Origin of the sequence: Arsenicicoccus cauae, from assembly GCF_043162025.1 — a bacterium.
Classification (GTDB): Bacteria; Actinomycetota; Actinomycetes; order Actinomycetales; family Dermatophilaceae; genus Arsenicicoccus; species Arsenicicoccus cauae.
The window spans coordinates 2,520,336-2,531,517 of sequence record NZ_CP171001.1; the positions used below are offsets into that span (position 1 = coordinate 2,520,336).

The following is an 11,182-nucleotide window of genomic DNA, read 5'->3' on the forward strand; positions in this document are numbered from 1 at the left end:
GTATGCAGACCACGGTGCTCACCACTGACCGAGTCCGACTGACCACCTCGTGTCCCATGACTAGGTCTCGTCGTCGCCTCGCCACCGCTCTTGGCACCGTCGCCGCGACGCTTTTGCTCTCAGCGCGCGAGACGGGCTCGTGGAGCAGCCGGTGCGACAGCAGCGGCAGCTGCCGCCTCGAGATCTCAGGCACCGAGTTCCACGACCTGCCGCGCTCGCTGAACTCGCAGGGCCGATTCAGGAGGGTGCGGGAGAAGATCAGGCTGGCCGAGGCCACCCAGGGCGGCACCACCTCGATCCCTGTCTGCCGGTTCGAGGCTGGCGGTCCAGCAGGGTGGTCAGCTCGCCCCCGCGGCGGCCCCGCCACGGCATACGGCCCGCAGTGTCCCGAACCCGTCGCCCAGCGCGTCGACGTGCATGGCGTCGAAGAAGCCCGCGTCCTGGTTGTGGGGCACGACCCCGCCGTGTGTCTATTGGACGAGCTCGTGAGCCCAACGAGCACTGACGGGAACGTGATCGACATGGCGAAGACGCTCGACGACTTCCTCGTATCTGACAGTCCGACTGGACCTAAGCCTCGATCCACCGATGGGCGGATGCGTGGCGTTGATCGTCGTCTCGGGCGGAGGAGGCGAGGAGGGGCGCGGGTGATCGCCCGACCTCGCTGTCGGGGTGTTCCACGTCGGTGTTTCTCGGGTCGCGCCGCCTGCGGCTGGGTGGTCAGGACTAGGCGATGGCGGGCGGGTCGGCGACGCGGTCGAACAGTCGGGTCCACGGCTGCTGCCAGGGCCACGCTTGGGGCAGGTGCAGGGTGATCCGGCGGGCGGAGGACGCGACTCGTGCCGGGACGTGGATCAGCTTGCGACGGACGGTCGCGGTGGTCGCCTTGGCCAGGTCCGAGCATCCGGTCGGGCCGGTGGCGGCGATGACGGCGGCGGCGCGGGTGAGGTTGAACGCGATGACGGCGAGCACGAGCCAGGCGCTGTTGGCGGTGAACTTCCCGGAGGGCAGGTGCGCCAGCGCGGAGGCCTTCAGGTCGGCGTGGACCTGTTCGATGATGGCGTGCCCGCGGTGGGCCTGGTCCGCGGCGACGGTGTCGAGCTGCTGGGCGGGGGCGGTGGTGAAGAAGGCGTGGAAGCGCCACACGTCGAACAGGGTGCCCTGCCCGTTCCTCTTCTTCTTGTCGGTGTGCACGTCCGGGATCCGGCGCACGACCAGCCGGCCGGGGACCCGGTCGGCCGTCTTCTTGGAGGTGAACGCCGTGTACGGGACCTCGGCGACCTCCGCTTTCGAGATCCACGTGCCGGTGGTCTCGTCGAAGATCGCGTCCGGGTACTTGATCGTCGTCCACGCGCCCTGGTCGATGCCGGCGATCGCGGCCTTGACCGCCGGGTCCATCCGGACGGTGACCGACACGTGGGCGCCGCCGGTGATCGCCGCGTGGACGGCGTCGCGGCCGTAGTAGGCCGAGTCCATCCGGACCAGGACCGGCGCCTTCGCGCCGAGCAGGCGGCGGGCCTGTTTGACGGCGTCGCCGACCAGGCGTTTCGCGCCGCGGGGCGAGCCGCAGGCGCCCTTGCGCAGCCGCTGCGCGAGGACCAGCGGCGCACAGCGGTCCGTGGTGAGGGTGGCGATCAACGCGTTCAGGCCGCGGACCCGGGTGTAGCCGAACCCGGCGCCCTGCTTGGCGTGGCCGTGGACCTCGATGATCGTGTCGTCCACGTCGACGAAGGCGTACCCGCCGCCGGCTCCCGCCTCGTCGCCAGCGGGCAATGGTGCCGGGACCGGTGGGGTCAGCCCGGCGAGCCGGGCCAGCGAGAGCAGGAACCGTGCGGCGACCGCGTCGAGCTGGCGGACGTGCCCGAAGGTGAACGTCCGCAGGAACGAGCCCAGCGTCGACGGCGCGTACACCCGGGCGAAGACCCGGCCCATCCCGCCGTGGCGCAGCAGCGCCATGTCATCGATGCTGTCGGCGCCGGCGAGCATCCCCGCCACGAGCGAGGCCACCTTCAGGCCGGCGTTCGCGCCCTTGTCCGTCGGCACGCTCATATGCTCATCGGCCAGCTTCCGCAGGCCCGCCCGGTCCGCCAGCGCCAGCAGCGGGACCAGGCCGGCCGGCGACACGAGATTCGGGTCGTCGAACACCGCCGACGTGCGGGTCAGGGTGTGAGAGAGTTTCACCTACGAGATGCCCCTCGTGCGAGACGGAGATGAAGCCTGAAGAACTCCAACTCTGTTTCAGCACAGGGGCATTCTCATGCTACGACGCGCCGGATCAGCTCACCGCGCCAAGTCTATCGGTGGATCGAGCTAAGTGCGTCATGGGATGCTGAGTCAACTCTCTGAGATGGCGATTCGCTCAGCAGAACGACTTGTCTCACCCGAGCACCGCAGGCTGAGGTAGGCAATAGCTCGCTCGACCGATGTGTCGATAGTGTCGTCATCCAGCAGCCGCACGTGAGGTGACCAATTAGCTACCTCACACAGGACCCCCTCGTCCCCCCAAGACACTTCCACCAAATACGCGCCAGCGGGCGCGGCACTCGGCGCTACGGCGTCAACCCTAGTTTGTACCGAGGATTCACCCCCAAAGTGTCCCAGCACCAAGTCGGAGAATGCGCGGCCAGCATTAATCCTCCACTTCTGATCCATTCGAACGCGCTCCCACTCTTTGTGTTCAGGCACCAACACCAGACACCTGCTCATCGCCAGGGCCCATGCCACAGATCGAAATGATACCCAAAGAGCTTCAGCCGGAATACTGTACGGGCCCGCCGCTTGCCGTTGACGAGCGCAGCTCGCTTCCCGCTCCAACCTAGCGCAAAGTTCTTTTTTCTCATGAAAAGACCAGCACTACCAGCACCTGAATGCGTGTCGCCAAAGAGGCGACTAGTTGCCCCGAATCGCTTCGACCGGTACATCCATGAACCAAATCGCGAGGCTCCCAGTACGGCGCGGTCTGTGCGTAGTGCCCATCCAGCGTATCGAAGGGCGCGGACACGGACGTTGGTCGTCGAGCCATTCCGGTGGTCAGGCGTCAGGGTCGGAGCGTGCGTCGGGCTTGGGACGTCCGCTCATGCCGATGGCAGCGCGCTTCACCTATCGGTCCTGAACGCTTGTTACATGTAACGTGGTGGGCATGAAGGTGAAGCATCGAGTCAGTGAGTACCGGCGCAGGATGCGTGCACGCGGCCTTCGGCCGGTGCAGATCTGGGTCCCTGACGTGCGCAGCGAGCGATTTGCGCGGGAGGCGCACCGTCAGGCAGGGATCGTCGCAGGCTCGGACGAGCTGGCCGATGACCAGCCGTTCGTCGAGGCGATCACCGCTTCCTGGGACGAGGAGTGAGGCGCGGCGAGCTGTGGACAGTGGCTGGGGGCGTGTACGCGTCCAAGCCCAGGCCTGCGCTGATCGTGCAGGACGACCTGTTCGCCGGTACCGCCTCGGTGACGGTCATGCCGCTGACGACGACCTTGGTCGATGCTCCTCTGCTGCGCGTTCGCGTCGTCGCGGACGACTTCACCGGCCTGCAGCACGAGAGCCACGTCATGATCGACAAGATCACCACCGTTCGCCGCGAGAACGTCGGTTCTCGTGTGGGTCGGCTGACTCCCGAAGGCCTCGTAGAGGTCGAACGGGCCCTGATGGCGTTCCTCGGTCTGGCCAGATAGTCCACCCAGCAGACCCGACGTCATCCGCTCTTGCCGCGCGTCGGACGTCAGAGGTTCCAGGCGGAGCGGGACAGCTCGTGCTCGACGGCTCGGCGGATCCACGCCGAGACCGAGCGGTCGTCGGCCTCCGCCGCTCGCTTGACGTCCTCGAGCAGCCCCCCCATGCAAGCCAGGTGCCCATGGGCCCCAGTCTCGCGCCCGACGACCAGACGACCAAGCGCGAGGCCGAACCTGTGAGACGCTGACGCGGTGGGCCACTCCTCGGACGTGCACGATGAGATCGTGCTGGCGGCGGTGCTCGCCGACCCTGTGTGTGCCGCGGTCCTGGACCGCCTCCCATCATTGGGCCTGACGGAATGGTGGCTGACGGCGGGTGCGGTCTTTCAGAACGTCTGGAACTCCGTCGAGGGCAAGCCCGCCGGGTACGGCATCAAGGACTACGACGTCTTCTACCACGACGACTCCGACCTGAGCTGGGAGGCCGAGGACGTCGTCACCCGCGCCGCCGACGAGCTCATGGCGGACGTCCCAGCACCGCTCGAGGTCCGGAACCAGGCACGCGTCCACCTCTGGTACGAAAAGAAGTTCGGGAAGCCCTGCCCTCCCTTCAGCAGCGCCACCGACGCCATCCGGGCCTTCGCCTCAACGGCCTGCTGCGTCGGCGTCACCAGGGGCGAGTCCGGGCTACGGCTCTATGCACCGTTCGGCCTCGACGATGTCCTCGGCATGCACCTCCGCCCGCACCGTCGCCTCGCGCCCAAGCAGGTCTATGACGCCAAAGCGTGCGACTATGCCGCTCGGTGGCCCAGCCTCACCGTCGAGCCCTGGTAGCGACCAGAGTTCATGACAGCCCCTCGCACGGACGTCGGTCCGACCAGGGGGCGCCCCGCGGGTCTCGCTCGCTCCACAGCTCGCGGAGGACCGGCGACTCGCTCGGTCGCCACGGCCGCAGCACCAGCCGAGGGGTTCCCAGCCTCGGCTCCCGAGGAGTGTGGTCTGCGTTGCCATCCCTGCCCGGGCTCGGGACACTGACGGCATGAGCCGATCCTCCCGCGCCATCTCGCTGGCCTCGGCAGCCGCGTTCGGCGTCGCCGGTGTCCTCTTCCTGGTCGACTCCGACCCCTCGGCCTACCTCGCCATGGCGGTGGGCTTCATCCTCCTTGGGCTGAGCCGAGGCCGCTGGTGGACGGCGATCGTCGGGCTCGTTCCCGCACTCGGGTGCCTGTTCGTCTGGGACCTCGCGGTGCAGTACCCCTACTCCACCGTCTACAACCTGAACGACGGTCTGGGTACGATCGCTGACCTGGTCTGGCCCTTTATGGGTTTCGCGTGGGTGACCGCGCTGATGGCGCCCGACCTCGCCCAGGACACCGCGACACCCATAGATCACGTGATGTCGACTGTCGCCTGGAGCGCACTCCTCATCGGTCCGTGGCACCTGGCCTCGTTCAACGTCTCGATCGGCGAGACTGGCGGCCCCTACGGGCCGGCGCAGTATGTCGTCGCGGGCACCCTCTTGGTGGCGGCCGCGGCCATGACAGCTCGAGACTTCCACGCCCGGCGCAATTCTCGGCGGGCGCGCCCCGCCGCGACCTGATCCTGGTCGGAGGACCGCAGCGGGACGAGGCGTCACACGCACCGCGTCCTCTGGCCACTTCACGGATCTCCTCTCTCGGGAGGCGGCGTCGGGCCGCTACGGCTCCGCCAGCGCGGTCATCCGCACCGCCCTGCAGCTCCTGCGGAAGGCCACCCATGACGGTGGAGGAATCCACCCGTTGGCCACGACCGAGCGCCGGCAGGGCCCCGCGCCCTTGCTCGTAGCTAGCGGACGAGGCGGTCGAGCAGGCTCGTCAGCTCGGCCGCGGGGTCGCGCGTCAGCCCGCCGTGCGGCCGTGACGGCTGGATCACCGTGCTGCGCGGCGCCTCGAGCCACCCGAACCTCCGCCACGCCCGCGCGTCGGCGGGCAGCCCGGCCGCAGCCTCGCCGCGGCATACGGCACGCACCGTCTCGAGCCCGCCACCCAGCGCGTCGAGGTCCACGTCCGCGCACAGAGCCCGCAGCCGCGCCGGGTCGACGTGCACGGCCGCGTCGAGATAGCCCGCGTCCTGGCTGTAGAGCACGACACCGACGTTGACGAACTCCTCGCGCTCGACGCGGGGGACGGCGCGCAGCACGAGGTACTGGTAGGCGAACCACGGGGAGCGCTCGGCGTCGGAGCTCGGGACGTAGCGCCGGGTCGGCTCGCTCATCGGGTCCACCGCCGGCGGGCCTCCTGGGACCGCGCGAGGTCCTCCGGTCCTTCGCTGGGCGGCCCCGCGGGCGGGCCTGGCAACCAGGCCGAGCGGTCGGCCAGCCGGGCGAGCAGGCAGTCGACGTATGCCGCACGCACGGCCTCGGGGGAGTCCAGGCCGGCCAGCCCCTCGACGGGGTGCAGCCACTCGGCGGGCACCGACTCCACGGCCGCCCGCACCACGTCCGGCGTCAGCAGCGCCGCGCACGCCTCGTCGAGGTCGCCCTCCGCCGCCGAGCCTGCGAGCGAGCCCGCCACGCCGCGCAGGATGTGCCGCTCCGCGTCGTACGGCTGCGCCGCGAACCGCGCCGGGTCGACGCCGCGCGACGGCCACGCGTGGTGGAAGTACAGCGCGGCGCCGTGGTCGATCGCCCACGTCCGCCCGTGCCAGACCAGCAGGTTGGGGTTGCTCCACGTGCGGTCCACGTTGGCGGTGAGGGCGTCCAGCCACAGGATCCGCCCGGCGAGACCCGCCGAGGGCGGCCGCGACCCGTCATACCCGAACGCGCCGGGCAGGTAGTCGACCCCGAGGTTGGGCCCGAGGCTGGCGGACAGGACGTCCTGCACCTCCTCGTCGGGCTCGAACCGCGCGATCGGCTCCTGCAGGTCCAGCACGACGAGCTCGGGCGTCGGGATCTCCAGCGCCCGCGCCAGCCCGGCGACGATGACCTCGGCCACGAGCACGCGCGGCCCCTGGCCGGCGCCGGTCAGCTTCATGACATAGGTGCCGTCGTCGGACGCCTCCACCAGGCCGGGCAGCGAGCCGCCCTCACGCAGCGGCAGGACGTAGCGTGTCGCCGTCACCCGCGCGAGGGCGGTGGGCAGGGTCATCGGCGGGCGACCGTCATACGCGCCCGGCCTCCTTGGCGACCGCGTAGGTCTGGCGGGCGATCTCGCCCTCCTCGTCGGTCGGGATGACGAAGACGCGCACCCGCGAGTCGGCGGTGGCGATGTCGTGGGCCTGCTTGGAGCGGGCGGCGTTGAGCTCGGGGTCGACCTCGATGCCGAGGATGCCGAGGCCCTCGGTCGCCATGCGCCGCACGACGACGGAGTTCTCACCGATGCCGCCGGTGAAGGCGATGGCGTCGAGCGACCCCATGGCGGCGGCGTAGGCGCCGATGTACTTCTTGAGCCGGTAGGTCGACACCTCCTGCGCGAGGCGGGCGCGGTCGTCGCCGGAGGCGCGCAGGTCCTCGACGTCGCGGCTGTCGCTGTGCCCGGTCAGGCCCTTGAGCCCCGACTCCTTGTAGAGCGCGTGGTCGACCTCCTCCATGGTCAGGCCGGCGGCGCGGACCATGTGCATCGGGATCGCGGGGTCGATGTCGCCGCTGCGGGTGCCCATGACCAGGCCCTCGAGCGGGGTGAGGCCCATCGACGTGTCGATGCTGACGCCGCCCTTGACGGCGGTGACGGAGGCACCGTTGCCGAGGTGCAGGACGATGACGCTGACCTCGCTCGGGTCCTTGCCGAGCATCCGCGCGGCCTCCTGCGAGACGTAGAGGTGCGAGGTGCCGTGGAAGCCGTAGCGCCGCACGCCGTGCTGCTCGCGCCACGCGTGCGGGACGGCGTAGGTGTAGGCGTAGTCCGGCATCGTCTGGTGGAAGGCGGTGTCGAAGACGCCCACCTGCGGCAGGTCGGGAAAGAGCTCGAGCGCGGCGCGCAGCCCGACGAGGTTGGCGGGGTTGTGCAGCGGCGCCAGCGGCGTCAGGTCGTCGAGCGTGTCCAGCAGCTCGTCGGTGACGAGGACGGCGTCGCTGAACTTCTCGCCGCCGTGGACGACGCGGTGGCCGACGGCGACGAGCTCGGCGTCGGCGAGCCGCGGCCCGACCCGGTCGAACATCTTGATCGCGGCGGCGATGGCGGCCTTGTGGTCGGGGCAGTCGATGGTCTTGGCGACCTTGTCGCCGCCGCCGGTGTGGGTGATCTTGGCGCTCGGCAGCCCGATCGCCTCGACCAGCCCGACAGCGAGCACGTCACGCGTGCCGACCTGGACGAGCTGGTACTTCAGCGAGGAGGACCCGGCGTTGAGGACGAGGACGGACGGCATGGGAGGCTCTCTGGCTCGGCGGGTCAGTCGGCCGACTGGGCGGCCGGCGCGGGCAGGGTGGACTGGATGGCGGTGATCGCCACCGTGTTGACGATGTCGCGCAGGGTGGCGCCGCGGGACAGGTCGTTGACCGGCTTGCGCAGGCCCTGCAGCACCGGGCCGATCGCCACGGCGCCTGCGGTCCGCTGGACGGCCTTGTAGGTGTTGTTGCCGGTGTTGAGGTCGGGGAAGATCAGCACGGTCGCCTGCCCGGCGACGGCGGAGCCGGGCGCCTTGCTCGACCCGACCGCAGGGTCCACGGCGGCGTCGAACTGGATCGGTCCCTCGACGAGCAGCTCCGGCGCGCGGCGGCGCACGATCTCGGTCGCCGCGCGGACCTTGTCGACGTCAGCGCCGGACCCGGACGTGCCGGTGGAGTAGGACAGCATCGCCACGCGCGGCTCGATCCCGAACGCCGTGGCGGTCTGCGCCGAGGAGATGGCGATGTCGGCGAGCTGCTCGGCGTCGGGGTCGGGGTTGACGGCGCAGTCGCCATACACCGTCACGTGGTCCTTGAGGCACATGAGGAAGCTCGAGCTGACCACGGAGACACCGGGATTGGTCTTGACGACCTCCAGCGCCGGGCGGATCGTGTGGGCGGTGGTGTTGACCGCGCCGGAGACCATGCCGTCGGCCTCGCCCATCAGCACCATCATGGTGCCGAAGTAGGACGGGTCGACGACGACCTCGCGCGCCTGCTCGACGGTCATGCCCTTGTGGGCCCGCAGCTCGGCGTAGCGCGCCGCGAACCGCTCGACGTGGTCGGGGTCGTGCGGGTCGATGATCTGCGCGCCGGTCAGGTCGACGCCGATCTCGCGGGCGCGCGCCTGCAGCTCGTCGGCGACGCCGAGCAGGGTGATCCGCACGGTCCTGCGGCTGAGCAGGATCTCGGTGGCGCGCAGGATGCGGTCGTCCTGGCCCTCCGGGAGCACGATGTGGCGGTCGGCGGCGCGCGCCTGCTCGAGCAGCCGGTGCTCGAACATCAGGGGCGTGACGATCGAGGGATGCGGCTCGCGCAGGTGACCGAGGAGCGCGTCGGTGTCGACGTGCTTGGCGAACAGCTCGACGGCGGTGGCGACCTTGCGGGTGGAGGCGGGCGTCATCCGGCCGCGGACGCCGCTCAGCGCCATGACGGTGTCGTGGGTGCCACCCTGGGTGGTCATGATCGGCAGGCTGCTGCCGAGGCCGTCGATGAGCCGGCGCACCTGCGGGGGCAGCTCGAAGCCGCCGTTGAGCATCACGCCAGCGATGCTCGGGAAGGTGCTGGACTGGTGCGCGAGCAGGACGCTCAGCAGCACGTCGGCGCGGTCGCCGGGGGTGAGCACGAGGGACTCCTCGAGCAGCCGGTCGAGGACGTTGGGCATGGTCATCGCGGCGGTCACGAAGTCGAGCACCTCGCGGTCGAGCAGCGACGCGTCCCCGGAGATCAGCTGGCCGTCGGTGGCCTTGAGCAGGTCGCGGACGGTGGGCGCCGACAGGACCCGGGAGGCCGGGATGACGTATGTCGGGAGGCCGGCGTCTCCCGCGAGGCCCGCCGTCACGCCCCGGACCGTCCGCTCGAGGTCGTCCGCACCCGCGTCGGCGCGGTTGACGACGACGGCCAGGGGGGTGGCGGAGTTGGTGCGCAGCTCGGTGAGGGCCATCTCGACGACGGTGGCGACGTCCTCGGTCTCGCGGTCGTGCGCGCCGATGACGAGCAGCACCGGGGCGCCGAGGTTGGCGGCGATGCGGGCGTTGTAGGAGAACTCGGTGGGGCTTGTGACGTCGGTGAAGTCGGAGCCGAGCACGACCACCACGTCGGCGTCGTGCTGGATCTCGTGGTAGCGCTCGACGATGCGGGACAAGGCGCCGTCGGGGTCCTGGTGGACGTCGTCATAGGACACACCCACCGCCTCGGCGGGCGACAGTGGCACCGAGCTGCGCGACAGGACCGTCGCGAGGACCGTGTCGTCCTCGGGCACCCCCTCGGTCACGGGTCGATAGACCGCCACCCGGGCGTAGCGCCGGGTCAGGGACTCGAGCAGCCCGAGGGCCACGGCGGACTTGCCGCTGTGGCCCTCGGCGGACGCGACATACACGCTGGTCTCCACAGGCACGAGGATAACCGGCGGCGTGGTCGAGCCGTCGGGTGGGATCAGCGGGCGAGGGCGAAGACGCGTCCGGAGACCTCGTCGAGGTCCACGAGCACGAAGACCTCCTTGCGGGTGTCCACCCACGGGTGCAGGCCCAGCTCCTCGAGCCGGTCGGCCTCGTCCATGTTGTGCACGACGTGCGCGTCGCCCTTGCCGATGACGCTCCACGCGGTGTCGGCGGTGACGTCGTCGATCTCGATGGCGACGCGCGAGGCCACGACCAGGGAGGCGAGCTTGCTGCCCTCTGCGGTGCGGAACACGAGGCGTCCCTCGTGGACGACGTAGTTGATGGGGGTGATCTGCACGTCGCCGACGGCGGCGGTGGCGAGTCTGCCGAAGGTGGTGGACCTCAGCCGCTCCCAGCACTGCTCCTCGGTCATCTGCTGCACGGGTTCGTTGACGTCGCTCATGGGTCAATCCAAGACCCGCCCCCGGGGGCTGTCGACCGGAGGGTCGTGTCTGCTTGCTCACGCGCCGGGACCCGGCGTGCGCGCGCGGGGTTGAGGCCCCGGGGGAGCGGGGTATCCCACCTGCCATGAGCTACCCCCCGCAGCCCGGTCCCGGCCCCTACGACCCCCGGCCCGGCGACGCCTACGACCCGCGCCCCGGTGACGCCTACGCCAGCCGCCCGACCGACGCCTACGGTAACCCGACGGACGCCTACGGCCAGCAGGGTGGTCAGCTCGGCGACCAGACCGGGTCGTATGGCGACCGCCCCGGCGAGTACCAGGCGCAGGGATCCGGCGGGTCCGGCCCCCGGCTCTTCCCCTTTCCGCACTGGTCGACCCGCACGCGCAACGGCACCTCGGTGACGGTCGGTGGCTGCTGTCTGCCGCTGCCCATCGGCTGCCTCGCGACGACGCTGACGGTGGGCGCGATCGCGGCGACGCGCGTCTATCGGCACGTGCGCGGCTGACGACGCTGCGCCGGCTGACCAGACCTGCTCCACCGATGGCGTAGGCTGAGGGCAGCGGTCCGCCCCGTCTTGCCTCGGGCTGCTGGTG

The 11,182-nt window shown here is 70.4% G+C and carries 11 protein-coding genes and 1 pseudogene; 6 read left to right on the plus strand and 6 right to left on the minus strand.

Annotation, left to right across the window (positions count from 1 at the left end; genetic code table 11):
• Positions 1–726: 726 nt before the first annotated feature.
• Complete coding sequence (locus tag ACF3NS_RS11745) at positions 727–2,181, minus strand: IS1380 family transposase (protein WP_392466216.1); 1,455 nt, start codon at positions 2,179–2,181, stop codon at positions 727–729.
• A 958-nt stretch (positions 2,182–3,139) separates the two neighbouring features.
• Between ACF3NS_RS11745 and ACF3NS_RS11750 the strand changes: the two genes are divergently transcribed.
• The 5 genes and pseudogenes from ACF3NS_RS11750 to ACF3NS_RS11770 form a co-directional block, all read left to right on the plus strand.
• Positions 3,140–3,346 (plus strand): antitoxin MazE-like protein, encoded by a 207-nt coding sequence (locus ACF3NS_RS11750; protein WP_154594213.1) that lies wholly within the window; start codon positions 3,140–3,142, stop codon positions 3,344–3,346.
• The gene (locus ACF3NS_RS11755) at positions 3,343–3,669 is read left to right on the plus strand and encodes a type II toxin-antitoxin system PemK/MazF family toxin (RefSeq protein WP_288798416.1); all 327 of its coding nucleotides are present in this window, start codon (positions 3,343–3,345) and stop codon (positions 3,667–3,669) included. Before ACF3NS_RS11750 ends, ACF3NS_RS11755 begins: the two co-directional genes overlap by 4 nt.
• A gap of 249 nt (positions 3,670–3,918) precedes the next feature.
• Positions 3,919–4,500, plus strand: coding sequence for a nucleotidyltransferase family protein (locus ACF3NS_RS11760; RefSeq protein WP_311966700.1), 582 nt, complete (start codon positions 3,919–3,921; stop codon positions 4,498–4,500).
• 205 nt (positions 4,501–4,705) lie between these two features.
• The gene (locus tag ACF3NS_RS11765) at positions 4,706–5,266 is read left to right on the plus strand and encodes a hypothetical protein (protein WP_392466220.1); all 561 of its coding nucleotides are present in this window, start codon (positions 4,706–4,708) and stop codon (positions 5,264–5,266) included.
• Positions 5,235–5,402 (plus strand): annotated as a pseudogene (locus ACF3NS_RS11770) (type II toxin-antitoxin system ParD family antitoxin); the annotation flags it as partial. The gene ACF3NS_RS11765 and the pseudogene ACF3NS_RS11770, both read left to right, overlap by 32 nt.
• Before the next feature lie 88 nt (positions 5,403–5,490).
• Here ACF3NS_RS11770 and ACF3NS_RS11775 read toward each other — a convergent pair.
• From ACF3NS_RS11775 to ACF3NS_RS11795, 5 genes are read right to left on the minus strand one after another with little or no spacing between them, the layout of a single operon-like run.
• Positions 5,491–5,919 (minus strand): DUF3037 domain-containing protein, encoded by a 429-nt coding sequence (locus ACF3NS_RS11775; protein ID WP_230082960.1) that lies wholly within the window; start codon positions 5,917–5,919, stop codon positions 5,491–5,493.
• On the minus strand, positions 5,916–6,791 hold the full coding sequence (locus tag ACF3NS_RS11780; RefSeq protein ID WP_230082961.1) for a HipA family kinase: 876 nt from the start codon (positions 6,789–6,791) through the stop codon (positions 5,916–5,918). Before ACF3NS_RS11780 ends, ACF3NS_RS11775 begins: the two co-directional genes overlap by 4 nt.
• Before the next feature lie 13 nt (positions 6,792–6,804).
• On the minus strand, positions 6,805–8,007 hold the full coding sequence (locus tag ACF3NS_RS11785; RefSeq protein WP_392466223.1) for an acetate/propionate family kinase: 1,203 nt from the start codon (positions 8,005–8,007) through the stop codon (positions 6,805–6,807).
• A gap of 23 nt (positions 8,008–8,030) precedes the next feature.
• Entirely contained in the window at positions 8,031–10,136 is a 2,106-nt protein-coding gene (gene pta, locus ACF3NS_RS11790) for a phosphate acetyltransferase (protein ID WP_392466226.1), read from the minus strand.
• A gap of 44 nt (positions 10,137–10,180) precedes the next feature.
• Positions 10,181–10,588, minus strand: coding sequence for a pyridoxamine 5'-phosphate oxidase family protein (locus ACF3NS_RS11795; RefSeq protein ID WP_154594218.1), 408 nt, complete (start codon positions 10,586–10,588; stop codon positions 10,181–10,183).
• Positions 10,589–10,713: 125 nt separating this feature from the next.
• On the opposite strand from ACF3NS_RS11795, the gene ACF3NS_RS11800 reads away from it, so the two are divergent.
• Positions 10,714–11,094 (plus strand): hypothetical protein, encoded by a 381-nt coding sequence (locus ACF3NS_RS11800; RefSeq protein WP_288799711.1) that lies wholly within the window; start codon positions 10,714–10,716, stop codon positions 11,092–11,094.
• Positions 11,095–11,182 lie beyond the last annotated feature (88 nt).

Excerpts from the sequence above, each read along its gene's own strand:
- ACF3NS_RS11750 (WP_154594213.1), top strand. The coding sequence starts at position 3,140 with ATGAAGGTGAAGCATCGAGTCAGTGAGTACCGGCGCAGGATGCGTGCA.
- ACF3NS_RS11765 (WP_392466220.1), top strand. The coding sequence starts at position 4,706 with ATGAGCCGATCCTCCCGCGCCATCTCGCTGGCCTCGGCAGCCGCGTTC.
- ACF3NS_RS11775 (WP_230082960.1), bottom strand. The coding sequence starts at position 5,919 with ATGAGCGAGCCGACCCGGCGCTACGTCCCGAGCTCCGACGCCGAGCGC.
- ACF3NS_RS11780 (WP_230082961.1), bottom strand. The coding sequence starts at position 6,791 with ATGACCCTGCCCACCGCCCTCGCGCGGGTGACGGCGACACGCTACGTC.
- ACF3NS_RS11785 (WP_392466223.1), bottom strand. The coding sequence starts at position 8,007 with ATGCCGTCCGTCCTCGTCCTCAACGCCGGGTCCTCCTCGCTGAAGTAC.
- ACF3NS_RS11795 (WP_154594218.1), bottom strand. The coding sequence starts at position 10,588 with ATGAGCGACGTCAACGAACCCGTGCAGCAGATGACCGAGGAGCAGTGC.
- ACF3NS_RS11800 (WP_288799711.1), top strand. The coding sequence starts at position 10,714 with ATGAGCTACCCCCCGCAGCCCGGTCCCGGCCCCTACGACCCCCGGCCC.